The sequence below is a fragment of the Granulosicoccus sp. 3-233 genome, assembly GCF_052681095.1.
Genome location: NZ_JBQYLE010000017.1, coordinates 47,949 through 72,328 on the forward strand (window position 1 = coordinate 47,949; position 24,380 = coordinate 72,328).

Annotated in this window: 26 protein-coding genes and 1 pseudogene; 5 read left to right on the plus strand and 22 right to left on the minus strand. The window is 55.1% G+C overall.

Going from position 1 to position 24,380, the window contains the following annotated elements:
- Positions 1-7: 7 nt before the first annotated feature.
- From ACUNV4_RS28010 to ACUNV4_RS28070, 13 genes are all read right to left on the minus strand, one after another.
- Positions 8-451, minus strand: coding sequence for a MarR family winged helix-turn-helix transcriptional regulator (locus tag ACUNV4_RS28010; RefSeq protein WP_430881974.1), 444 nt, complete (start codon positions 449-451; stop codon positions 8-10).
- Positions 452-686: 235 nt separating this feature from the next.
- Positions 687-1,478, minus strand: coding sequence for a DUF1499 domain-containing protein (locus ACUNV4_RS28015; RefSeq protein WP_430881975.1), 792 nt, complete (start codon positions 1,476-1,478; stop codon positions 687-689).
- Positions 1,479-1,715: 237 nt separating this feature from the next.
- On the minus strand, positions 1,716-3,119 hold the full coding sequence (locus ACUNV4_RS28020) for an efflux transporter outer membrane subunit (RefSeq protein ID WP_430881976.1): 1,404 nt from the start codon (positions 3,117-3,119) through the stop codon (positions 1,716-1,718).
- A complete protein-coding gene (locus ACUNV4_RS28025; RefSeq protein WP_430881977.1) occupies positions 3,116-6,271 on the minus strand; it encodes an efflux RND transporter permease subunit in 3,156 nt (1,051 codons plus the stop codon). Before ACUNV4_RS28025 ends, ACUNV4_RS28020 begins: the two co-directional genes overlap by 4 nt.
- Positions 6,272-6,280: 9 nt before the next feature.
- Positions 6,281-7,510 carry an efflux RND transporter periplasmic adaptor subunit gene (locus ACUNV4_RS28030; protein WP_430881978.1) on the minus strand — a complete coding sequence of 410 codons (1,230 nt, stop codon included), beginning with the start codon at positions 7,508-7,510 and terminating at the stop codon, positions 6,281-6,283.
- Between the two features lie 56 nt (positions 7,511-7,566).
- Positions 7,567-8,055, minus strand: a complete 489-nt coding sequence (locus ACUNV4_RS28035) for a MarR family winged helix-turn-helix transcriptional regulator (protein ID WP_430881979.1) — start codon at positions 8,053-8,055, stop codon at positions 7,567-7,569.
- A 466-nt stretch (positions 8,056-8,521) separates the two neighbouring features.
- Positions 8,522-9,022 carry a DUF3291 domain-containing protein gene (locus ACUNV4_RS28040; RefSeq protein ID WP_430881980.1) on the minus strand — a complete coding sequence of 167 codons (501 nt, stop codon included), beginning with the start codon at positions 9,020-9,022 and terminating at the stop codon, positions 8,522-8,524.
- Positions 9,023-9,088: 66 nt separating this feature from the next.
- Entirely contained in the window at positions 9,089-9,436 is a 348-nt protein-coding gene (locus ACUNV4_RS28045) for a hypothetical protein (protein WP_430881981.1), read from the minus strand.
- Positions 9,437-9,725: 289 nt separating this feature from the next.
- Positions 9,726-10,664: an alpha/beta hydrolase family protein gene (locus ACUNV4_RS28050; RefSeq protein WP_430881982.1), complete on the minus strand. Its 939-nt coding sequence runs from the start codon at positions 10,662-10,664 to the stop codon at positions 9,726-9,728.
- Between the two features lie 233 nt (positions 10,665-10,897).
- Positions 10,898-11,278: a YdeI/OmpD-associated family protein gene (locus tag ACUNV4_RS28055; protein WP_430881983.1), complete on the minus strand. Its 381-nt coding sequence runs from the start codon at positions 11,276-11,278 to the stop codon at positions 10,898-10,900.
- A 9-nt stretch (positions 11,279-11,287) separates the two neighbouring features.
- Positions 11,288-11,857 (minus strand): hypothetical protein, encoded by a 570-nt coding sequence (locus tag ACUNV4_RS28060; protein ID WP_430881984.1) that lies wholly within the window; start codon positions 11,855-11,857, stop codon positions 11,288-11,290.
- Complete coding sequence (locus ACUNV4_RS28065; RefSeq protein ID WP_430881985.1) at positions 11,847-12,188, minus strand: hypothetical protein; 342 nt, start codon at positions 12,186-12,188, stop codon at positions 11,847-11,849. Before ACUNV4_RS28065 ends, ACUNV4_RS28060 begins: the two co-directional genes overlap by 11 nt.
- A gap of 209 nt (positions 12,189-12,397) precedes the next feature.
- Complete coding sequence (locus ACUNV4_RS28070) at positions 12,398-12,808, minus strand: LysR substrate-binding domain-containing protein (protein WP_430881999.1); 411 nt, start codon at positions 12,806-12,808, stop codon at positions 12,398-12,400.
- Between ACUNV4_RS28070 and ACUNV4_RS28075 the strand changes: the two genes are divergently transcribed.
- Entirely contained in the window at positions 12,770-13,174 is a 405-nt protein-coding gene (locus ACUNV4_RS28075; RefSeq protein WP_430881986.1) for an SDR family oxidoreductase, read from the plus strand. The two genes, ACUNV4_RS28070 and ACUNV4_RS28075, sit on opposite strands and share 39 nt — an antisense overlap.
- 365 nt (positions 13,175-13,539) lie before the next feature.
- Here ACUNV4_RS28075 and ACUNV4_RS28080 read toward each other — a convergent pair whose 3' ends face one another.
- The gene (locus ACUNV4_RS28080) at positions 13,540-14,442 is read right to left on the minus strand and encodes an EamA family transporter (RefSeq protein ID WP_430881987.1); all 903 of its coding nucleotides are present in this window, start codon (positions 14,440-14,442) and stop codon (positions 13,540-13,542) included.
- Between the two features lie 82 nt (positions 14,443-14,524).
- On the opposite strand from ACUNV4_RS28080, the gene ACUNV4_RS28085 reads away from it, so the two are divergent.
- Both ACUNV4_RS28085 and ACUNV4_RS28090 read left to right on the plus strand, forming a co-directional pair.
- Positions 14,525-15,436, plus strand: a complete 912-nt coding sequence (locus ACUNV4_RS28085) for a LysR family transcriptional regulator (protein WP_430881988.1) — start codon at positions 14,525-14,527, stop codon at positions 15,434-15,436.
- Between the two features lie 122 nt (positions 15,437-15,558).
- Positions 15,559-15,648 (plus strand): annotated as a pseudogene (locus ACUNV4_RS28090) (hypothetical protein); the annotation flags it as partial.
- A 53-nt stretch (positions 15,649-15,701) separates the two neighbouring features.
- Here ACUNV4_RS28090 and ACUNV4_RS28095 read toward each other — a convergent pair.
- The 5 genes from ACUNV4_RS28095 to ACUNV4_RS28115 all read right to left on the minus strand — a co-directional run bounded on the left by ACUNV4_RS28095 (position 15,702) and on the right by ACUNV4_RS28115 (position 19,435).
- Positions 15,702-16,319 carry a GNAT family N-acetyltransferase gene (locus tag ACUNV4_RS28095; protein ID WP_430881989.1) on the minus strand — a complete coding sequence of 206 codons (618 nt, stop codon included), beginning with the start codon at positions 16,317-16,319 and terminating at the stop codon, positions 15,702-15,704.
- Positions 16,320-16,423: 104 nt separating this feature from the next.
- Positions 16,424-16,786: a VOC family protein gene (locus ACUNV4_RS28100; RefSeq protein ID WP_430881990.1), complete on the minus strand. Its 363-nt coding sequence runs from the start codon at positions 16,784-16,786 to the stop codon at positions 16,424-16,426.
- A 239-nt stretch (positions 16,787-17,025) separates the two neighbouring features.
- Positions 17,026-17,916, minus strand: a complete 891-nt coding sequence (locus ACUNV4_RS28105; RefSeq protein ID WP_430881991.1) for a hypothetical protein — start codon at positions 17,914-17,916, stop codon at positions 17,026-17,028.
- Positions 17,917-17,988: 72 nt separating this feature from the next.
- Positions 17,989-18,807: a hypothetical protein gene (locus ACUNV4_RS28110; RefSeq protein ID WP_430881992.1), complete on the minus strand. Its 819-nt coding sequence runs from the start codon at positions 18,805-18,807 to the stop codon at positions 17,989-17,991.
- 262 nt (positions 18,808-19,069) lie between these two features.
- Positions 19,070-19,435 (minus strand): DUF2200 domain-containing protein, encoded by a 366-nt coding sequence (locus ACUNV4_RS28115; RefSeq protein WP_430881993.1) that lies wholly within the window; start codon positions 19,433-19,435, stop codon positions 19,070-19,072.
- A 177-nt stretch (positions 19,436-19,612) separates the two neighbouring features.
- Here ACUNV4_RS28115 and ACUNV4_RS28120 point away from each other — a divergent pair, with 177 nt between their 5' ends.
- Positions 19,613-20,659, plus strand: a complete 1,047-nt coding sequence (locus tag ACUNV4_RS28120; protein WP_430881994.1) for a hypothetical protein — start codon at positions 19,613-19,615, stop codon at positions 20,657-20,659.
- A gap of 243 nt (positions 20,660-20,902) precedes the next feature.
- On the opposite strand, the gene ACUNV4_RS28125 is transcribed toward ACUNV4_RS28120, so the two are convergent.
- The 3 genes from ACUNV4_RS28125 to tnpA form a co-directional block, all read right to left on the minus strand.
- Positions 20,903-21,514 (minus strand): hypothetical protein, encoded by a 612-nt coding sequence (locus ACUNV4_RS28125; protein WP_430881995.1) that lies wholly within the window; start codon positions 21,512-21,514, stop codon positions 20,903-20,905.
- A 185-nt stretch (positions 21,515-21,699) separates the two neighbouring features.
- The gene (locus ACUNV4_RS28130) at positions 21,700-22,287 is read right to left on the minus strand and encodes an outer membrane beta-barrel protein (protein WP_430881996.1); all 588 of its coding nucleotides are present in this window, start codon (positions 22,285-22,287) and stop codon (positions 21,700-21,702) included.
- A gap of 252 nt (positions 22,288-22,539) precedes the next feature.
- Positions 22,540-22,968, minus strand: coding sequence for an IS200/IS605 family transposase (tnpA, locus tag ACUNV4_RS28135; RefSeq protein WP_430881997.1), 429 nt, complete (start codon positions 22,966-22,968; stop codon positions 22,540-22,542).
- Between the two features lie 106 nt (positions 22,969-23,074).
- Here tnpA and ACUNV4_RS28140 point away from each other — a divergent pair, with 106 nt between their 5' ends.
- On the plus strand, positions 23,075-24,091 hold the full coding sequence (locus tag ACUNV4_RS28140) for an AraC family transcriptional regulator (protein ID WP_430881998.1): 1,017 nt from the start codon (positions 23,075-23,077) through the stop codon (positions 24,089-24,091).
- The last annotated feature ends 289 nt before the right edge of the window (positions 24,092-24,380 follow it).

Sequence of the window (24,380 nt, forward strand, 5' to 3'; positions counted from 1 at the left end):
CCCACCATCAGGTGCCGGGTACACGACCACCCAGTGAATCTCGCAGCAATCGCGTCAGTTCAGCCAGCTTATCGACATTGTCACCGCCGATTCTATTCTCCATGAAAACGTCGACCTGCGCCCACGTTTGGTCTATGTCGGCAATCAGGGCTCGGCCATCATCCGTCAGACTGATCAGATTTCTCTTGGCATTGACCGGATCCTTCTCGGCTGACACGTAGTTCAATGCAATCAGGCGCGTTGTCATGGTGCTCATGCTGGCAGCCGTGATACCGAATTCTCGAGCGAGTTCGATCTGTGACACCGGTCCCATTCGATTCAGGGCCTTGATGACACGGGCCTGTTGAGGGCTCAGATTGAACGGCGACAGCTGAGTACGCAGGTGATCATGAATCAGGTCTGCAGAATGCAGCAGATAATGAAACTTGAAGGAATCTCTTGCTTTGTTCATGCCAGAAAGATCATCGCGTGCCCTGTCCGGACTCCGAGGGGGTAGACGAATGTCATTGTACAGTCATTATCCTGCTCATTCGAACCTTGACGAACAAGGCTTCACCCTGCCTCGCCAGTCGCACCTGGTGGCGAGAGGAGTTCCCGGGTTCAGCCACGCACTCCCTGTGCGTGACAGACCCGCTGCGAAACGGCATTGAGAGGAAAACGCTTTTCAGTGATTTCCGACAACACGCCTAGAATCTTTCGACAAACGCTCTGACACGCTCGGCATTCTTGCCGCGATCACTGCGTCCAATTCGCGAATGTGAACGAATATCGACGATGCTGCTCGCACCACTGCCACTGACTCGGATGATGACGTCATCCTGAAAGTTGAAAAACCGAGTGGACGCAATTGCCTCGATGATTCCGCTGTCGGCATCCTGCGCGACTATTTGCAGGTCCATGTCGTTCGCCACTTCCAGGGCGCGGTCGAAAGCCTCGGTTTTACTCAATAACGTGTCAATGGGTTTGATATCAGGGAATTGCGCCGCTTGAGCAGCAGCGGCATCTGGCCCGGCGTACTCAATCGCATTACTACCCTCGGGCCGCAAAGCAACGACAGCCGAGAAAACGGGTGGGTTCTGTGTATCCGTGCTGATGTCGTTGATCGGTGCCGTGTTCGGATCCGCAGGTCCCTTGGCCCCGGCGCCGGGAGGAGGCCCGGCGGGCGCTGCGCCGAACAGTGCAGTGCCAGCAGGCATGTTCATTTTCATCACCCCCAACGGCACGAGAACAATCGCCCCAGCAATCAGGGCCTTGAGCAGTGAAGCCTTGTTCTTCCAGGACAACAACGCGACGATGAGGCAGAAACCCGCGACGAACACGCTGATCTGAGCCGCCGTGCGTAGATAGCCCGAGGCTTCTCTGAAACCGAAGCTATCGCCACGATAGGCCAGCACGATGCCCGCCATGGCCAGAACGCTGAGTACGCTCGCGAGCAATGCAAGGGTGGAAAAGAGCTTCATGTTTTTCATGGTTGACATTCAATGGTCTCCGGCCAGGGGCCAGGGTTAAAAAATCAGGATTGAAAAGTGCGACTTGCCAAAACCCCGGTGTCGGGAGCAGAGTGAAGCCGCACAACGGTTGTCTGTTCTGGAACATGGCTCCATGCGTCCGGGAACGCTGTTTGCCAATGCAAGGTGCTCTCTGCATGATCAAGCTTCTGTTCAGAACAGGCTCGGCTAACGCCGCTCATGGAGCGGCGAATAACCGAATGACTATCAAGACTGCCAGCCACCACCCAATACACGGTAGAGGGTGACCCAATTGGTGGCTTCCGCCAATCTCGCCGAAATCATGTTCTGCTGGGCTGTATAGAAGGAACGCTGTGCGGTCAGTACTGACAAGGAACTCTCCAACCCCTTGCGGTAGCTGGCGTCAGTGAGATTATAGATTTTCTCGTTCGCCTCCAGCAATGATTGGCGAGCAGACAGCAACAGTTGCATGTTCTCCTGCTCACTCAGAGCATCAGAGACTTCCTGGAAAGCTGTCTGAATCGCATACTCGTACTCGGCCAGCGCGACCTCACGCTCCACCTCGGCAACACGCACCTCCGCCTTGCTCGAACCTCCGTCGAATATGGGCACGGACAAGCTGGGAATGAAATTCCAGAAGCCGCTACCACCACCAAACAGATCTGACAGCTCACTGCTGGCACTCCCCACACTGGTAGTCAGAGTGATACTGGGAAAGCGTGCCGCACGCGCCGCTCCGATATTGGCATTGGCCGCTCGCAGACTGCGCTCTGCCGCCAGCACATCGGGGCGACGTTGCAACAACTCCGAGGGTGCCTCCGCCACCGGAGCAACGGTGCTGATCAGGGGCGTCAACGGATCATCCACATCGGCACCCACGTCTTCCACCAGAGCCGGATCGATGACCTCACCGACCAGCAAGGTCAGACTGTTGAGATCCTGCGCCACCTGCGTCCGATAAGTCGCAATGTCTGCACGCGCCGTATCGACACTGGTTTGAGCGGTAGCAACGTCCAGGCCCGAGGCCGTCCCGATCTTGAAGGTGTTCAATGTCAGGTCCAGCGATTTCTGCTGACTTTCCAGCGTATTCTGCGCCAGACGCAGACTCTGCTGATCGGCAGCCAGCGTGAAATAGGCGGTGGCGACCTCCGCCACCAGTGTGATACGCACGGAAAGCAGCGTTTCCTCGTAGGAGAGGTAGGTCTCCAGAGCCTGGTCACGCAGATTATTGAGACGACCGAAGAAATCCAGCTCGAAGGCACTGATCCCCAGAGTTGCAGTATACGCGTGCGTGGTGTCACCGTTGGACCGCTGCGCCGTACTGCTACCGGCGGCATCGACCGTCGGCAGTGTATCGGCACGAGCTATCCTGTACTGGGCACGGGCTGACTCGACGGCCAATGCACTCTGGCGCAGGCTACGATTGTTGTCCAGCGCCAGCGCGATGAGCTGGCGCAAACGTTCATCACCGTAGAACTCACGCCAGTCGAGTTCATCCACCGCCACAGCGTCAGCATCGCCTACTTGCGCCGTTGGCCAGCTGTCCGCTACCGGTGCAAGAGGCTGGCTGTACTCCGGCGCAAGACTGGCACAGCCTGTCAGGGTGACGCCCAGGGCACTACTCAGCAAGGTAAGGCGAAAGATGTTCATGGCGCCTCCTGGCGAGTTGTTGTGGCAAAGGATGTGCTGCTGGATGACGAACCGCTGTTACGCGTGAACAGCTTGTGTATCAGCACATAGAGCAATGGAATCAGAAAGATACCGAGCAAGGTGGCCGAGATGACACCACCAATGACCCCGGTGCCGACCGCGTGCTGACTGCCCGAACCCGCACCGGAGCTGATGACCAGCGGCAAGACACCCAGACCGAAAGCCATCGACGTCATGACGATGGGGCGCAGACGCTGACGACAGGCATGCAGTGTGGCAGAGACAACCTCTTCCCCTTCATCCACATGCGCCTTGGCAAACTCCACGATGAGAATGGCGTTCTTGGCGGTCAATCCGAGAATCGTCAGCAGGCCAACCTGGAAGTACACATCGTTTTCCAGACCACGTAACTGCGTGGCCAGTACGGTACCCAGAACACCCACAGGCAGTACCAGCAGTACCGACAAGGGAACAGACCAGCTTTCATACAGCGCAGCAAGGCACAGAAAGATGACCAGCAAGGAGAACACATACAGGCTGGTGGCATTGGAGCCGGCTTCCTGCTCCTCATAGGACAATCCGCTCCAGGCAACACTGAAGTCTTCAGCCGACTCCCCTGCCAGTTGTTCCATGATGGCGATGGCCGTTCCCGAGCTGACACCGGACGCGGCATCGCCCTGTATCTGAATGGAAGAGTCACCATCAAAACGCGAGAGCGTCGGCGAGCCCGTGGTCCATCGACCCGTGGTGAAGGCGGAGAACGGCACCATGTCACCATTGCTGTTGCGCACGCTCCACTTGTTCAGGTCCTCAGGCAACATGCGAGCATCGGCACGAGCTTGCAGATACACCTTCTTGACGGAACCGCGATCGATGAAGTCGTTGACGTAGCTTCCACCCCAGGCAACGGACAAGACGCTGTTGAGGTCACTGACCGACACACCCAGCGCCCCGGCCTTGGCATTGTCGATGTCCAGCACATACTGCGGCGTTTGATCCGGGGTGCTGATACGCACACCCTGCAACTGAGAATTGCTGTTGGCGGCAACCACCAGTTCATTGGCAGCAGTGGTCAGTGCCTCGTTACCCAGTCCGCTGGGATCCAGCAATTCCATGGTGAAACCACCGGTTGAGCCCAGGCCAGGTATGGACGGCGGCGCCAACGCCAGCACCTGCGCATCCTTGATCTGCCCCAATGCAGCCATGGCACGTCTCTGCACAGCCGTGACACTCTGCGACGCATCCGGGCGTTCATCCCAGTCCTTGAACCGAATGAAGCCCAGGCCGACATTCTGGCCGCTACTGCTGAAACTGAAGCCCGCCACCATGAACACAGAATCTACCGACTCTGTTTCGTTTTCCAGAAAGTAGTCCTCGACCTGCTCGATCACCTTGTCGGTGCGTTCTTGCGCGGCACCGGCGGGCAATTGCAGACTCACGAACATGACGCCTTGATCCTCGTCCGGAACAAAGGATGTCGGCAGACGCATGAACAGCATGACCAGCACAACGGCCAACAGGGTATACAACAACACGAAACGCCCGACGCGCTTGATCACATGCGCAACACCCGTCTCGTATCGGGATGTCGTTCGTTCCACCAGCCGATTGAAACCACCGAACAGCTTGCTCGATGAATGCCCACCCGTCGGCGTTGCCTTCAACAAGGTGGCGCACAGCGCGGGGGTGAAAATCAGGGCAACCAGCACCGAGAGCGCCATGGCCGACACGATGGTGATGGAGAACTGCCGATAAATGACCCCCGTGGTGCCGCTGAAGAATGCCATCGGCAGAAACACCGCCGACAACACCAGTCCGACACCTATCAGAGCGCCGGATATCTGGTGCATGGATTGACGGGTGGCCTCCAGTGGAGAGAGTCCCTCTTCCGTCATCACGCGCTCGACGTTCTCAACCACAACGATGGCATCATCCACCAGCAAGCCGATGGCCAGCACCATACCGAACATGGTCAAGGTATTGATGCTGTAGCCAAAGGCCGAGAGCACGCCAAAGGTACCCAACAGAACTACCGGTACAGCCAATGTGGGAATCAGTGTTGCCCGCCAGTTCTGCAGGAACAGGAACATGACCACAAACACCAACACCACCGCTTCAATCATGGTGTGAATCACACTCTCGATGGACGCCTCGATGAACGGCGTGGTGTCGTAAGTGGTGACCACCTCCATGGTGGATGGCAGGGTTGCTGACAGTTTTGCGACTTCGGCATTCACGGCAGCCGCTGTTTCGGTCGCATTGGCACCGGTTGACAACAGGATCCGGATACCCGCAGCCGGCTGACCATTGTAGGTACTCTTGACGTCATAGCTGACGCTGCCCAGTTCCACGTCAGCCACATCCGACAGACGCACGGAGGCGGCACTCGTACTGGTCACGAGAATGATGTTGCGGAACTCTTCAGCCGTTTGCAGACGACTCTGCGCGGTGATGGTGGCGTTGAGCTGTTGGCCTTCCACTGCCGGCAAGGAACCAAGCTGACCAGAAGAGACCTGGGTATTCTGCGCCGCAATGGCAGTGCTGATATCGGAAGGCGTCAGCTTGTATTCCTTCAGCTTGACAGGATCGAGCCAGATGCGCATGGCGTACTGCGAACCCAGCACCCCCACACTGCCAACCCCTGCGACGCGGCTCAGCGGTGTTTTCATGTAGGTGGAGAGATAATCAGCCAGATCTGCCGACGTCGTACTCTCGTCACTGGACACCAGACCCAGTACCATCAGCATCTCGTCACCTGACTTGATGACCGTCACCCCTTCTGTCTGTACCGACTCCGGCAAGGACGAGGTAATCTGCTGCACCTTGTTCTGCACTTGCACTTGTGCGGTATCCGGATCGGTACCGATCTCGAACGTCAACTGCACACTGGCAGATCCGGATGATGTCGATGACGAGGAAATGTAACGCAGCCCATCCAGACCGGTGAGGTTTTCCTCGATAACCTGCGTGACGGATTGCTCCACGGCACTGGCGGATGCACCGTTATAGGAAGTACTGATGGATACGGTAGGTGGTGAAATGCTGGGGTAACGCGACACGGCCATCGACGTCATGGCCATCACGCCAGCCAGCATCGTACCGATGGCCAGTACCCAGGCGAAGATGGGTCGATTGATGAAGAATTGAGACATGATGTGTAATTACTCCGCGGCCTTTGGCTGGGTCGGCTCTTCTGCGGAACCGGCCGTCGCATCCCCTGAATCAACGACGCTCACCACGGAACCGACTCGCACCTTCTGCAGGCCTTCCACAACGACTCGTTCGCCTTCCTCCAGGCCGCTCTCCACCACCCATTGGTCACCCAATGTCTGCCCGGTGGTCAGCGTGCGTTCTTCAACCGTATTGTTCTCGTCGACCACATAGGCCAGAGCATTGCCCTTGACGTCGCGACTGATGGCCACCTGAGGGACCACCAATGCATTTTGCAGGGTGGCACCTTCGAGTCGTATCTTGCCGTACATGCCGGGAATAAGTTCATTGTTCGGATTCGGAAACTGCGAGCGCACCGTCACCGTGCCCGTGGTTTCATCCACGGTGGCATCAGCCAACTCCAATGTGCCAATCGGTTCGTACAGGCTGCCGTCATCCTTGATCAGTCTGACAACCGGATCGCCATTGTCCAGCTTGATCTTGCCTTGTTCGAATTGCTGCCGAATATGGTTGAATTCGTTCGCCGATTGGGTTGCATCCAGATAGACCGTGTCCAACTGCTGCACGGTGGCCAATGCGGTCGTCTGATTGGCCGTCACCAGTGCACCTTCACTGACCGTGGAGCGCCCTATCTGGCCACTGATGGGAGACGTGACATTCGCATAGGACAGAGAAATCGTCGCCGATTCCAGATTGGCCTTGGCCGAATCAACTCTCGAAATCGCCTGCTGATAGGCGGCTTCGGCCTCTTCGGCGCTTTCCTGACTGACGGCCTCGATCTTGACCAGCTCACTGTAGCGCGCGGCCTTCGCTTTGGCGCTGATCAGCGCCACCTCGGCACTGGAGAGTGTGGCCTCAGCCTCCCTGACCGCTGTCTGTACCGATGTTGGATCGATCTCGTAGAGCACTTGTCCAGCCTCCACTTCGCTACCTTCAGTGAACAGGCGCTTGCGAACGATACCGCCGGTCTGCGGGCGGATTTCGGCGGTGACTGCGGCAACCACACGCCCGGTCAATTCGCTGCTGACCGGCACCTGACTGCTCTCGACGGTGTAGGTCACGACCTCTACGGGGGCGTCTGCTCCCCCCGGAGGACCACCCTCTGCGGCTTCCTGGTTGCAGGCGACCAGGGTCACCGACAGGGCAGCCGTCATGATGCTGGCAAGCCATGCTCGGTTCGGGTGAGGGCACGCTGATGTGGTGCCGGTGATTTTTCGCATGATATCGTTCTCTGGTTGTATGGACGATGATTCAGCTTGCAGCATGCTTTTACTGTTCATGCTGTCGTCCGGGGACTGGGTGACACTCCCGTGTCGTGTTCCAGGCTGTCATCGCCCGGCGGTGAACCACCAAATGCCTTTAGTAGCTGTAGGGAAAATGCGGCAAAGCTATCGGCGTTCTCGTCACCGATGAACTCGTTGATCTCGCGATCGATTTCGTGCCATTGCTGATGTATCTGCGCCAGCAGGCTGTTACCGAGCGGCGTGAGGCTGAGCACATGACAACGATGCTCCCGTTCGTCAACCCGCCTCTCGACCAGCTCGGCTGCCAGGAGACGAGACGCCATGGTGCTCATGCTGGCAGCACACAATCCGAACTCTCGCGCCAACTCCACCTGAGAGGCTTGCCCCATTCGGCCGAGCGCATCAAGGATGCGGGCCTGCCGTGGATGGATGCCGAAAGGCGCCAGCCGGTGACGCAAGCGCTCTTCGAGCAGATGCGCGAAGTGAAGATGGAAGTGAAAGTGGTAAGTCTGTGGAAACACGATGGCAGAAGCACCATAATTAGTATGCTATTTGTTAGCATACAAACATACACGAGTCGGTGCAATGCATCTGTCATGGTTACAAACCTTTGTCGGTGCAGGTTGAGAGTACGAAGGGAGATGGCGATCAGGCTGTCAATCCAGCCCTGCCGAGACGAGAACACGTCTGACGGACGCCTCAGAGGATGTCCTGCAGGAAAAGTTCAGACAGACAGTCTTGAACGAGAACCGGGTAATGTCACCGTACCCTGGCGACTGACACAGTGCCTACCCGCCTACCTTGCCTCCCAGCCGGCGCCTTTTCATTGGCCAGTCGGCTCATCGAACGACCGTCAGCCCACTCACCGCCAGATGGTCACAGGAACAATGACGGCCAGCGGCCGTGCGCAGATAGTGCTCTTTCAGGTACCGGGGAGTGTTTCAGTATCGCAAGCGATTGTTTCGGTATGTTTCCAGCAGGGCACCGCTAGACTGCCGGGCACTCGTCGTCGAACGTCCGAGTCTCCGTTTGCTGTCTATCAGAAGGGGCCGGAAATGCCTTCTTGAAGGTAAAGGCCTCAGCTGTCGGCCCGCGGGTCCTGAGCAGATCAAGGCGTGATTCAGCCTCTTGCAGGGTGGGCCTGTGACCGCAAGGGACCCACCAAAGCACGGTGTAGGCATCCCTCATCAGCGTGAACCACTGTTTTCTGCGACTAATGATTTCAGCGTGAGCGGTTCGGTAGACATAGTTGTGCAGGCTCTCCACCGACTCCCACACCGAGGCATTGGCAATCACGTCGTCTCCGAAGCCGTGTTCCAGGTTCGTTGCATTGCCTTCATCGGATTGAAGACGCCAGACAAACCCCGGAGACTGTTCGGCGAGATCGTTTATCCGATCCAGTGCCGCGACGAAGTCTGCCAGTGTCGGCGAGTCTATCGGCGCAAGCAGTGTCGCGATATTCAACTGTGCAAGTTGCCAATCCTTCATGATATTACACTCGACGTTTCGGTTCTTTCCGCCGCTTTCCAGCAGGCAACGGGCGATGGTGTGAAATCAATATACCGCCGAATTGATCACGTACCAGTTTCCATCTTTCTTGTAGATGCCCAGGTCAATCAGCGCATCACGTTTCTCATAGATACCTTTCCAGGCAAATCGGAGAACTTCCACGCCATCCAGGCTGCCACTGCGCAAGGTACACAGGAATTCGCAACCCGTGTTCATGCCGTTTCTCTCGTGCATATGCCGTATATCGTTGGTAAATCGCTCCCGAGTAAAACCCTCCAGATATCGACGTTCGAAGCGTTTGGTATAGAGTTCGAAGTTTGCCGTATCATCCGCCTCCAGCATTTCCTTCAGATACTTCTCTGACATTTGAAACGCTTCCGCGGAGTCGCTCATGTTCATATCCCGGTATGGCGCAGCCAATTCCTGCGCATTGCTTTACCACCCGACAATGGATGGACAGACACCACCCCTTGCGGTGATACCCACTCTGCCGGAAAAAGGTGACCCGCTCATGTAAACAAACCTGGTCAGGAAACTCAATGTATTTTTCCGACTGCGCAACACCAGGTGTCTTGCCGAGCACTGATCACCACCTTGCATTGAAACACTTGCGACCCAATACCAATCAACCGCAGACCGACTGGCGGTGTGGCGACCTGCCCTGACCACAGTGGCAATGGAATCAGCTGCCGTGCCCAGCAATCACCCACCGTTGTATTATATGCAGTAGCTCTCCGTCTATCGGCTCTTTCATCAGACCCGGATAATGAAAAAACGAGGGCTCCCGATGGTCACGCCTCAACAGATGAGTCATGTCGGCGATCACGTGCACTTCGGTGCTTTCCTTATCCAACCATGTTCGGATCTGATAAACATCCTCCGGGTCACATTGAATGTCTTTCTGCCCACCGACAAGCAACGCTGGGCAAGAGAGGTTCATGTAAGCGTCCTTCATGTTCAGCGCAAACAATTCCCTGAACCATTTGGCATTCAATTTCTTGAACCCATATCGAATGCAGGGTTTGGTTGAATTCTCCAGCTTCTGAACCAGTTTCCGGTGCGATGACATCGGACCTCCCTGTATTTTCATCGCCAACCTGATGAAGCTCCCCTTGAAGCCGCCAAGACCTGAGACGTCTGCCTGCACTTTGAAAGCTTGAGCCTGCAAGATCTGTTTCAGCGATTTGGAAAAGGGGCAGAGCAATAGCACGCTGGCAACCCTACTGTCATTTCTGGCAACTTGAGGAGCAATCACACTACCCTCGCTATGCCCCAGTACATGGATCTCGGCTTTTTCCCCGAAGTCTTCTTCCAGCAAAAAGGCTACGGCCGCTTGCGCATCGTTGACAAGATCCAGGTGGCCTGCCGTGAGATAGCTGCCAGTGCTCTGCCCACACCCGCGCTTGTCGTACCGAAGGCTGCCAATGCCATGTTCAGCCAGATAATGCGCGATCTGATTGAATACATCGAGCTTCCCACTTTGGGTGTTTTCGTTTCTGTCCAACGGACCGGATCCATGCACGAACAGAATCACCGGCACGGATTCATCGCCATCTGGCAGGCAAACCGTTCCAGCCAATGTGTTTTCACCAGCCGGAAATGACACCTCTTTCTCGATCAATTCAGGGTCTCACAGTGTCAAGGCAAATAACGGTATCCAACTGCATGACAGGCAAGAGATGGCAACGCTTCGATGCTCATTGACCAGGTTGCGCCTTGAATCAGTATACCGCCGTTTCATCTTTCTCTCGGTTCAGCGCCATGACTGCCGTTGATCCCGGCGCCTCGCCATTGCCATTGCCATTGCCATTGCTTCGAATTATGCGTTCTGGCCTGATGAATCTGACTGGGTATTCAACGCCTGGCTTTCTTGTCAATCAGTACTGCCTGCTGCCATTTGCTCGGCTTCTTGTCGGTGCGGTGAATACATCCCGCCCAACAACAGGGTCTCTTCTTGCCTTCGAGAAGTTCCTCCACGGTTCGGTGAATTCGTCGATGCCTCGTCTTTTCCTGCTTGGCATCTTCAACCCAGCAAATGAATTCGTTCCTGCCGATCGGAGTCAGACTTTCCCAGAGCTCAGTGATCTCTGGGGTGTCAGTAATTGCCTTGATCAGATCATCAGGCAAGTCATGTACAAGACCTCCGGAAATTTTCTGTTTCATCGATTCAATCCGTTCAACGTCGAGATAGTATCCTGTGGCCTTTGCATTTCCCACAGCGTATTCAAATTTCACGGGCCACTGTCAGACACTCATATAGGCACTGAACAGAGAAGTACTGCTTTTCTTCTCTTCTCCAACGCCATGAAACAGGATTGTACGCACGCCCAGGCCATCCGGACGCTCGTACTTCACCTCCAACTCTACCTTTCTACCTTCCACAAATTCGAACGAATCATCGAGTCGATGACGATACAGCGCATGATTGTTTCGATTCCCTATTTCAGAACCACACAAGCTCAATGACAATGGCGAGGGGAACAGTTGTTCTTCGACCAACTGGCTATCGGCCGTGAAACGAAAGGAATGCAGCAAGTAGTGGGTACAGACATCAGCTTTCACGTTAGCGGAAAATACAATACTGTACGGCCCACCCCATGTCCTGGAATAGTAGAACAGGGGTACATGTGTTGATTCAGCGGTCGGCACTACCTGTGCGCGCAGTACCGGCTCTGGTTGCGGTTGCCTGTCACTCGATACTTCTTCGATATAGTAGGTTTGTTGCTGATGCTTGAACGTACCGCACCCGGCAACAAGCAGTGCAGCTACACCGATGACAATCCTGAGCCTCATAGGCGATCTTTCAACTTGCATCAGTCAATGATCTTCGCCTTGCCAGAACCATTTGTAAAGTGAGTAATACTGCCGAAACGACCACGACTATGACCCCGGCACCTCCGATGTAAATATCCCCCTTTTGAGGAGTCAAAGATCTGGTATCCGACCAGATAGCACTCATGTCTGTTTCAATGTAGCCACCAGTCATGTCGTTCAAGATTGCCGTCACGACAGGAAACGAGATGCCTTTGACGATCAATCCGATTGCCGATGTCAAGAAAAGTCTGCCCATGCTATTTGCGCGATGTATACCCACGAACAGGTATACCAGTGACACAAAGAACATTGGCACCAGCAGTATCGCCATGACAGCCTCCTATACCAACTGACCTTCGCAGTTGATCCTTGTGATCTCCGGGTATCACTGGCAGTACCCGGCCCAATGTACTGTGCCGATTCCGTACTATCTGATCAGCCTCAACCGCTGTTTCGCCCCAGGTGGTTCGTAGGGCAGAGTTTTCTGACTTCACGGCAACGAGAGGAATGATAGAGGAATTGCGACATGTCGGAATCGCGTCATTCACTTCGCAGCAAATCGACAACCCGATTGTGCAGAGCGTCATTGTTCGAGCGAGGATGCCAGGCGCATATCACATCAAAACTCAGGGGATTCTCTTCCAGGTGTATGGCGGCCAGCTTGCTGTTTACCAGGGCTCTGGATAGCAGAAACGCGATAGTGTCAGGCGCTTCCAGGAACAGGGGCACAATCGAAAAACAAGGTGCGGAAATAACCACGTTTCGCTCCAGGCCATACTGTCCAAACCAGGAGTCGATCGAACCTCGAGAATTCGGCCTTGATGGCGAGGTGATTATCTGTGGGTGCTGCTCCAGCTCGTCGAGACTGACCGATTTACCCGCCAGGGAAGAATCCTGTGAGGTAACGCAAAAGTGGATATCACCGACGAATCCTCGATTCGCACGCTCTATGAGTCGGTTGGGAAATTTGACGCTGTCGTGAACACAGTGGGTGTGTGTGAATACGCACCGTTTACCGACATGACAGACGAACAGTGGACAAGCAACGTCATGTCCAAGCATATGGGCCAGATCAAACTGGTGAAGATCGGCACTGAATGCATCAGGGACAATGTCTCATTCACATTGATCACCGGCATCCTCAACGTCAAACCGATATCCTTCGCCGTTGAAGATGCTGTAACCAGCGGCGCAATTGACACATTCGTCAAGGTCGTGGCTTTCGAGCTACCGCGCGGCATACGCTTCAATTCGGTGAATCCCACTGTCCTTGCTTCTGCCTGGGACGTCTACCGAAAAATGATGCCCGGATTTTAGCCCGTGGAAGACAAACTTGTCGGCAAGGCATTCGAACGTTCCGTTGACGGATTCATCAGCGGCCAGATACTTTACGTGGACGCGTAATCCATCTCGTACCCGGTTTGATAGCCGACGTAACGGCCAGACCGGGCAATGGCACCGGATGCCCTCTGTCACTCCTGACAATCATTCAACCATGCACTCTGTGATGGCTGCCTGTATGGGAGCTTGACGAGGGCTTCGGCATGCCTGGCACTCATGGCAGTTCTGGCAATCAAGTGATGACAGACACACGTCAGTCGATGTGCCCCGCTGTTTCTGGCCTATCCTGGTCGATCCGGAACCGGAACCGAAGGGAGAATCGCAGCCAGGCGCAAGCGTCATCAGGCAGCTGTCGAGGCGGCAGCCACCGTGCTCGGCTTGCCTGCGCTCACCATTCGGGATGCCACTACCACGCCAATCAGCACCAGCACGCAACCGGCAAATTCAATGCTGTTGATGCGCTCCCCCAACACCAGTGCCGCTGCACTGAGCCCGAACACCGGCACCATCATGGAAAATGGCGCTACCGCACTGGCCGGGTGACGAGACAGGAGCCATGTCCAGATTCCACTGCCGACAACGGTACCCAGTACACAGGTATACAGCAGCCCTGTGACTGCCCATGGTGCATCCAGAGACGTCATCAGGCTCTGGCCGATGCGCTCCAGGCCTTCCCACTTGATGGCCACGAGCAGCATGGGAATCGGCGGCACAACCGTCATCCACAGCGCCAGATGCAGTGGGTTCTCGGGCTTGGCGGCTCGCGATGCCAGATTGCCCAACGCCCAGCCTAGACCACCGAGGACAACCAGAGCAAACGGCCAGAGTTCATCAACACCGGCACGCTGACTGCCCACTACCATAAGCCCGACAGCTGCCAGGATGACACCGATGATGCGCGTCTTGCCGAGCCTCTCACCGGTAAACAGTACCGCGAGAATCACCGTGAAGGGTGCGGAGCTTTGCAGCACCAGAGAGGCCAGACCGGGTGGCATGCCTTCGGCCATGCCCCAGTACAGAAACAGGAACTGCAACAGCCCGAATCCCAGGCCGTAACCCACGAGATAGCGAACCGGCACCTGCGGTCGAGGGATGAAAAACAGAGTGGGAATGGCAACCAGCGTCCAGCGCAATGCCACCAGAAAGAACGGTGGATAGTGCTCCAGCGATGCGTGAATCGCAAGGAAATTCACGCCCCAGAGTACGGCGACGAGCAGAGCCAACAGGCGATGTTTGATAGGCATGTGCGCAGAATGAGCCTGTCGACCCTTCAGCACAACTGAATTGTTCTTTAGTTACAATGAAATATTTCTTAAAGGACAGGTCATGGCGATAGCACTCGATCCTCGTCATCTCGCCCTGCTACGCGAACTATCGGCTCGCGGCAGTATCACCGCTGTCGCAACGGCAACGCATCGCACCCCATCCGCCATCTCGCAGCAGCTACGTGCAGCCACTCAGGATGTCGGCACCGCCTTGGTGGAACGCAAGGGCCGAGGTATTCAATTGACGGAAGCCGGCAGGTTGATGGCCGAGGCTGCCATTGAAGTGGATATTGCACTGGAACGGGCGCGTTCGCGGGTGGAAGCCCTGTTGCATTCTCCGGAGGGCACGGTACGCATTGCAGCCCTGCCCAGCGCCGCCGAATATCTGCTCGCAAAAACCATCGTCGAATTGGCAGACGAACCCATCGACATCGCCTTTCAGGACGAGGATGTGGCGGAGCGTACGTTCGCCGAACTGGCGCGCGATAACGATATCGTCATCGGACACAGTCTCGTGAGTCCAACCCCTGTCGGTGCCGAGGATCTTCACTGTACCGTGATCTGTCAGGAGCCGATTGACATAGCCCTGCCGGGTTCGCACCCGCTTGCCAATGCGAGTGCCATCCGCTCGTGCGATCTTGTCGGGGAATCATGGATCAGCGTACCGATGGGCTTTCCCTTCGACACCATTCTGCAAACCATCGAACAGATGACGGGCAATCCGGCCACCGTCACCCAGAGAGTGCGCGACAACCGCGTGGTGGAAAGTCTGGTAGTGGCCGGCGTGGGCATTGCCTTGCTGCCCCGCTACACCACCCGGCAGCGCAAAGGCCTGGCACTACGCCCGTTGGCTGACATTGCTGCACAGCGCTGGGTGGTTGCCCTGTCCAGAGCGGACAGAGCGGAACGCGCCGTGGTGAAGCGTGTCATCGAGATACTGCAACGCGTGGGGCAGCAGCGTGAGAACAGCTAGCACGCTGCCAGCAATGCCAACGCGGTAGATTGCTCGTCAACTCATCAATACAACAGCCATTCAAGCGCAGTTCCAGGGTCATCATCGACCATTCACCGACCGGCACAGCTGTCTTCGCACGCATGGCACTGCTTCAAGCCACAGGCGAAATGCAGGCCGGGGAAACCTGTAGTACGCGCTCCATTCTCGTGTCCGAATTTCAGGAGAGGATTGTGAACACCACGACTGTGGGCCAGTCATCCGCCATCATTCAGAAAATCTGCGGTCAGACAGGGAGCTTCACCTCGACGGGTATTTCTGCGGCCTCGTCGGGAAAACCGTTGCACCAGTCTTCTCGACTGAGCTCGTGCACCAGGCAATCGTCGTCATCAAACATCCGGCGGCCCAATGATTTGAAGCCAAGGCGACAGTAAAACCGGTGGGCGCGTATATTACTGGTCAGCGGGTCGATAACGATCGCTGTAACCGCTGGATCGCTGAAACAACGTTGAAAGGCAAGACGCATCATGGTTTCACCATAGCCCTTGCCAAGGCAGTCAGCTTCTCCTATCCAGATATCGAGAGCACGAAGATTCGGCTGAATCTCTCCCCAGTAGTGCGTGCGTTCCCGGTGCGGATCGATAATCTGCATGGCACCAATGGCACGACCGTCATGTTCGGCTATGAGAAACTGGCTATGCTCGTCCTGCGCAGCGATCTCATCCGGCCAATTGGCATCTTCAAATGCCTTCAACGCTTCCGGATCATCCGTTGTGGCCGATATGACGTGAGGCTGTTGGTCCCAGCGATCAAAGAGGTGCACGTCTGCCATAGTGGCGAGTCGAAGAACGATACTGGCGTTCAGGGGTTTCCCACCATCATGAGGGTGCCGTTGTCTGTTCATTGGATATTCTTCACCGTCGGTGCCAGTGTCGCTTTCGTTTACAGACTGTTGTCAGCTCCAAAGGCTCGCCATGTGCTAATTCGCAAACTGTCTTTCGATCGACTTTACTGGGCAATCTCATCTGTTTCAGGCTCAGTGAATACGAGGCGATTACCATCCGGATCCTCACACATGGCGATCTTGACTATTTCAGATGATAGAGTCTGATCCACCGCAATATTCAGCTCCTCAAGACGGGTGACTACCTCGGCAATTTCGCCTGTTGGAAGGGTGACCGAGCTTCTACCCGCTCGATTACCATCCTCCGCTACCTGAAGCCAACCGCCGCCGGGGAACTTCCACTCAGTCACCGAAGGCATGGGTTTGCTATCCGGTTGCCGGCCAAACAACGCCGTGTACCATTGTGTGCTTGATGCGCAATCCGATACTGAAACGGTGGCGATAGCGTTGATGACGTTCATCTTCATGTGACCCCCCTCAGTTCTGAATGAGATGATCAATTCTATCTGCGAGCTGTTCATGAAAATTACACGGAGCTCATTTTACCCGCCACAAGGCAGTGGCCACGGTATTTCGGGCACGCAAGCCTCAGCGGATGAAACAGGCAGAGCTACTGCCCCAGCGCACTCTTCCCGAGACCTGTCTGGCCCATTGCCGCGCCGTCGGAAGCAATCTGCCAGCAGCAATGGATCTTTTGCCTCTTGATTCACTTGCCATTGATCGCCTTGTAGTCGATTTCCATTATCTTCCAGTCAAAACCGTCATGAATATATCGCTGATCAACAAATCCGAAGTCCGGTTCATCCGCGAAGGCGAGTTGCACATCGAATGTGCCATCCTCACGCAATTGGGGTCCGGAGGTGATGACAAGATCGCTGGTTTTACTCAATTCGTGCATCTCCCCGGCCTGATCGTACATGTACCGGTATTGGTAACCGATGGTATTGGCAGATCCGCGATGAACAAACTTCCCGGAAACAGAGTCGGTGAAGTCCTTGAAATCACGCGCGAACAAGGAATCGGAGAAGGCTTCCACCGAAATTGCAAATAGCAGCGTGGTGCTCTTGAGAAGTCTGTGCAACTCGATGCCTGAAGGCAGTGCAGGAGCGTACGCATACCTGTCCCCCTGGGGTATCGAACTGGGTGTCTCGACGGGTATATATGCCGAATTGAGCACCACCATGGTGGAGTTCGCAGGAATCCTGACCGAGGGTTTATCATAATTCAAACCGATAACACGCTTTTCCGCATTCGAGTCAACGACTTCATAGATGGCGTTTCGATTATAGGCCACGTTCTCCGCGCTGCTCTCGCTACCCTGCAATAACTGCCAGGACTGGAGCCTCATCAAACCGTTCTGCTGGACGAATTTCCTATATTTATCTCTACTACCATTTCGAGTTGTCACTGACGGACCGAACATGGCATATGCCTTGAACTCATCGCCATTTTTCAGGTGAATAAAGAAATCCTGTATTCCTGATATCTCATTGACAGGTGTGCTGCTCGAATCCGTCGTATTTCCTGTGGAAGAAATGCTACATGCCGACGTGGACAGTACGAAAAACAGAATGATTGTGCGGATATGGAATGGCATGTTCTACTCTCTGATGCGCAGACGGTCCTCCCATTGACTGGTTGAAGTACGCCCGAAGCTCTATCGAAAATGTCAGGAACACTGATCTCGCACGGTGAGCACAGTAGTCTCCGATTGATACACGTCCTCTGAACTACCGGCAGCCTTGTTCAAAGCCCGTACTTCCATCAAACCCTCCGCCATGGGAAGGAGCTTGTCACAGTCCACTCCGAGCCAGCCCTCATTCAAGAGACTGACCTGAAGCACCTTCTCTTGCATCAGTAGCTGGTTTCCCCTGCGCTGGATCTGCTCAACCAGGGGCACTGTCTTTCGCAAATGATCCCGTGCGGCTTCAAGATCCTGCGCTGGCCCTACCTCAAATTGAATGCGGGCTTTGAGAATCAGTTGATCAATCGCATCGATAGGTGTGAGCCCGTCGGTTTCAACGGTTTCAGCCACGCGCAGTGCATCATCGGTACGGTACTGAACCAAAAGCGCCTCAGCCAAAGCAATCAGATCATAACGCTCCAACATTTCAGGCTGCTCAGCCCAGGTCAGGAAAATCGTATCTGTCAGTCGCGCGATTTGTCCGCGTTTGGCTTCGATCAGAGCAAATGCCTGCCGCCCCTCTCCTCGGGTCTGAAGCTGGTAGATTTCGCTATTGATATCCTGGAGGAGGTCAAGTCGTGCAATCGCGATGTTGCGTTTTTCTTCGTTCTGAATTTCGCTACGACTGAGCCAGTATCTATCAAAGTTCACGACCCCAGTGTACAGCAACGTCGGAATGGTCAGCACCCATAACAGATCCCTGACTCTGTCAAGACAGAGCTTATCCCAAACGGATCTGGGCCCGGGTTCGGATAACTTCGTGAGAAGCAGCACGGCCTCTTCTACCTTTTCCAGTCTATCCATACTTGCAACCTTCCATGCGACTCCAGCCATCGCATCATCAACTTCCTAGCCTGTCAACACGCTGAAAGGATAGCTGCAACGTGCTCGATGACTTGGGCAATTCTGCCTGACCATTCTGCAACCGTCCGGGATCAGCTAATTCCTGTAGCGCAATCGGGCAGACCGATCCGTTGCCCTGCCACTGCCACTGCCCCTGCCCCTGACGTGACGTGACGTGACGTGCGGAGCTGAGCCAGGCGGTATCGAGAAATTGCGTTGTCTCTTACTTGACTCGCAATATTTTCTCCATCTTGCGGCCTTTCGCCAATTCATCCACTAGCTTATCCAGATACCGGATCTTCTGCGTTAACGGGTTTTCGATCTCTTCTACTCGCCAACCGCAGATGACTCCGGTGATGAGGTGCGCATTCGGGTTCAAAGTCGCCTCTGCAAAGAATTGCTTGAACGTCACGTCTTCGTTCAGCAGTTGCTCGACTTTCTCTTTGCGGAAGTCTGTCAACCACTCAATCACTTGGTGAAGCTCTTTTCTGGTACGCCCTTTTTTCTCTATTTTTGCAACGTAATGTGGGAATACCTCTGCGAGCTTCAACTCTGCCATTTTCTCATGATGGTCGTATTCTTTTTTCATGGATTGCCTCTGAAAACCATGCAACTTGTGACCGCACATCTCACCCTGAGACGGTATACACCCCATTTCGATTGAAGAATGATATCAAAGTCGAAAGCACAACCCATTAAGGGATATTCGGCGTCTACCCACATGAGACTACTCTCGGCAGGATCTCTGCTATTTTGCAGCACAGCCTTGTCCGCAGCCCCCATTGTCAATGGCAATAGAATCAACTGGCCTGTCGATGGCTGGCATCAAGTCCAGGCGGTACCGGGTTACGAATCCATTTGCACTGTCGGATCCAGTTGTGTCGTAGAACCGGGTAACTACGTGGTAATCAACCATGTCAGTGGTACCCGCACCGATGTCCTGGTAGAGAGCAATGATCCGGTGGTACCGTCAACTGCCACGATCAACTCAGGCAACTACAAGGAGATCATCTCAACGGTTCTGCAAGTATTCACCGGTATTCCCGAGTACACGGATGATCTGTACGCCCTGCCCAACTTCATCGAATTCGATGACGATACCGCGCCCGGTGTCCATTACTGCCGATCAGCAGGGTCGTACACCATCGATAACTACAATACAACTCGTGGTAATGGCCATGGTTTCGTATTCGATGAATGCTTAGTCAACGCAAGCCTCATGGAAGGCTCACTGACCAGCTACGACTTCCTTGGATCCGAAATCGTGGAAGGTGATTCTTTCAGCGAAAGCTCAGCCAGCAGATACGGCCCTTATCTGACATATTCCGTATCCGGCTCCACTTCCCGCGCTCAAGGTCAGTGGTCTGCACAGGCGCTGGATTATTTCTCACATGCCTTTGCTCAAATAGAGAATGGTGACTATTCCTGGAGCCGAGTCGTCAGTAGCGGCGGGGCCTTTTCTACCGCCATCGAAGGCACGTTCTCTTATCAGGAGGTCTACACCCACAATGGCACTGACACGAGCGCTGAGGCTGTCGACATGTTCATCCAGTTGTCTCCAACAGAGACTTCAGAACTTCAGGGCGACTACGACTATCTGGATGCGACCCCATTCAAGAACGTATTCCCCGATCAAGGCACTATCGAGATCACTGCCAAAGATGGAAGCAGACTCCTGATGAACGCCGCAACCGGAGACATGAGCACGGTAAGCGTAAGCCTTGAGAACGACGACGTCAGCTTCTCCACTCTGGAAAACTGGGCGGACTGGAGTAGCGAACTGCGTACGAACGTGGTAGGAGCTACGCGCTAGTTCATATTCCGAAAAGCGGGGCTGGGAGTCGTTGTCATCGATTCAGATGAGACGGCATTCAGCAGCCAGGCCTATCATTGCAGTATCAACCATGATCGAAAACACATACCATGGCCTGGTATTCCTGAGCGGTCCAAGTGACAGAGACGGTTAGTGAAAAACACTCGCCACTCAACCCTCAACTGAGGCCAATCACTTTGGCACTTCTGGGAAGTCTTGCAACGGCCGTGACAGGAGCGCTTGTTACTCAGACAGGTACGGGTCAAGATCATCAGGCGCAGACGGAAATCGTCGAGGTGAGATCCGTAGACGGATCAGCCAGTAAATCATGGTCAGGAGAATCAAGGGCTCGGGCACTGACAGCAGCCCGGATACTTGCAACCAGTCGGGAAAAGCTGTTGCCCCCGGCCCAGTAAACAGTGAGCCTGCCGCGATAAACAGCGCGACACTCATTCGCCAGATATGGCGGCAACGTCGAGCGACAATCGTGGTGCCTGCATCCAGCCTGTGCCTGAGGTCAAGCGCGGCGACAACCAACATCAGTGCGCCGAAGACCCCATACGGCGTAGCCGTGAAATCGTCCTTGAGCCCATCGACGCTCTCCCAGGCCTCCCAGGCAAAGGCGAGACTGGTCAGGCCGATGACCAGTGATACAAAGGGTGCGGCTGTGTCGATCACATGCAAAGCACCTGGCCTGGCGCGTGTAGCCAGCGAGCCCGTGATCACCAGATGAATGATCGTAGCACCGGCTACTGCAGAGATTGCCATGGATACCTGTTGTGCCAGCGCGATGCCAGTAACACCCAACAGAATCATCGCGCAGGTGAAGACACGGCCTGCAATTCGGTGAGTCACTGATCCCTTGCTCACAAAGAGGCCGAGCAGTCCTGATGAGACGGCAAGCGTACCGGTGATCATGTGTAGAAACGTAAGCATGTGAGTTTACGACGAGGAGACGGGTGATGGAATTCCAATGTCTGCCATGAAGGCAAGAGGCGATAGCAGCCAATAAGGCAGGGCTGCTATCATCAATTGACTGACTAGAACCGCCAACGCAAACCGATCCCGGCATAGGCCGTATCCAGCTTACTGGCTGCTTTGCCTCGCGACTCGGCTTCAACAAATATCGAGGCCGCCTCGTTGACCTGATAGTTGATTTCCAACCCCGGCGCAACAACTTGAGTGGAATTGCCGCTCAGGTTCGGAAACTGTGCAGGATCGCCTGTCACCGCAGTCTGTTTGCTCCTGTTGTGGGTCAAGGTCAATTTTCCGATCAGACTCCAGCGATCAGTGATGGGCACCCTACCGAGTAGCCCGAGTCCGAGCGAGCGAACGTCTCCGCTAAAACTCCCGCTGGTATAGGTTTGGGTAAACTCTCCCATGTCGATATAGGAAGCGGCTACGCCCCAATGTGGAGAGAACCAATAGCCAGCGGTGAGCTTGCCAACACCGTTGTCATGTTCGGTCTCGCCGGTTTCGGCCAGACTAATCGAGCGAGGCATCAAGCCGGCGCCGCCGAGCGAGAGCCCAACGAACGGGCCTGTAGCAGAGGGCGACTCGGCACGAACGGATGCGGAGGTAACGGCCACCGAAGCGGCACATAAAAGAGCAATGGGCAGGTGTTTCAATCTACTGGTCCTGAATCTGAGGTGAATGAACTCGTCTGGTGGTGCTTGCTTGTTGGTCAAGCAAGACCTCGTCAAGCGATGCAGTGACTTTAAAGTTCCTCCCGATCGCTCACCATGACCGCTCGTAACAGGCTATTGGCTTTTGGTAACAACCTCGGTATAAACGGTGAACACTCCACCGGCTAAAGCCGGTGGCTTCGGGTTCCGGCTGAAGCCGGGACGTCGGCCATGCGGCCGACCCTTGCTCTCTCCCTACACCACGTTGAAATCATCATCGGGCTCGGGGGGCTTCTGATTCTTGATGTATTCCTTCCACATCTCGTCCGTTACGTTTCCGCTGCTACAAACCCAGTACCCCCGAGCCCATAAGTGCTGGCCCCAGTATCGCTTCTTCAATATGGCAAACTCCGAGAGCAATCTATGCGAACTCTTTCCCTTCATGAACTGAACTGCCCGTGAAACCGACAGCTGCGGCGGTATCGAGATCAGAACATGGACATGATCGCGGTTGATAGATCCCGCGTGGATCACCATCTCCTGGCTCTGCGCTATCTCCCTCAACAATTCACGCGTCCGAAGCCCAACATCACCCGCTAACACCTTGTACCGGTATTTCGTGGTCCAGACGATGTGATACTTGAGATCCCACACCGTGTGCCCACCTCGTTTGTAGCTCTCCATGTTCTCAGGCTACACCACTACGCTCCTGCACAGTACTGCCCTCCGCCTAAAGGCGTGGGGTTTACGGATCCCCTATCGGGGACTCTAAACGGCTTTGGATAGATTCATGAAAGACGCAACCGTATCAGCGGGCCTTGCCTGCAGCTTCCTGCAATTTGCTGTCGATAATGGTGCATCCAGGGGTACGCTGTTAGCGCGCAGCCAGCTGACAGAGGCGGCGCTCGAAGATCAGGATGCGCGGGTCTCGATGCTGGCTTACCAATCCTTGATTCACGCAGCCGTTGATCTGACCGGCGATCAGGCCATCGCTGTTCGGTTCAGCGTGGAAACTCGCATAGAGAAAATTTCAATCGTCGGCCTGATCGTTCACTCCTCGCGTTCCATGCCAGACGCGATGACTCAATTGAATCGTTACGCAAAGCTGGTGGTCGAAGTGGACGTGATGGCGGCCGGTGAGCGGTTCTCAGTGGAGCCTGCCAACGAGCAGATCTGGATCGTGGATAACCGACCCAACCCGAATGATTTCCCCACGCTTGGCGAAATGGCATTTGGCCGATTCATCGGTGAATTTCGACGTCATTTTCCGGAAATGGAGTTTGCGCTAGCGGTCGAATTGACGCATCCCGCGCCACCGTACGCGGCTACCTTGGCGGAAATCCTGCGCGTGCCCGTGTCCTTCGGTTGCCGGCGCAATGCCATGCAGATTGCCCCGCAAGCGCTGCATGTTGAATTCGATGAGCCCAATGCCTACGTCTTCGGGCTGTTCGCTGAGCGGGCCGATGCGCTGCTTGCCGAACTGGAGCGAAACCCTACGCTGCGAAGCCGCATCGAGGCCTACCTCATCAAGCACCTGCACCGTGGCGAGGTCACGATGGAGACGGTGGCCGCGGAATTGGCCATGAGTCGTCAAACCTTGTACCGGCGCCTGCGCGACGAGAATGTGACCTTCGCCGAGATTCACGATGAACTGAGGCAACAGATGGCGCTGGATTACCTGGGCGCGAAGAAGGCTTCCGTCAATGAGACGGCATACCTGGTGGGTTTCTCGGAAGCATCAGCTTTTGTCAGGGCTTTTCGGCGCTGGACCGGCATGACGCCCCTCGACTTTCGCAGCGAGCTTTAGACAACACTGGTGGATGACGACTTCAGATCCGGTGTTTGGGTCGAAATGTCATCTACTTGATACCAAGGGTCATGGCGAAGGAGGACTCAGCAACAGAAACTTTCTAAGTTGGCCGGTGCTCAGTCATTTCAATCGAGTATCGGGCTCATCAGAACTTTCTCTGAGGCGATTCGTGATGCCGATCAGGATATTCACCTTCCTGGGTGTCTTTACAGCAGTTCCCGGCCAGTGAAAACGGCCCTGACTATCAACGAGTTGCAGAGTTCTGACAAGTCGCCTTTCGTAACCT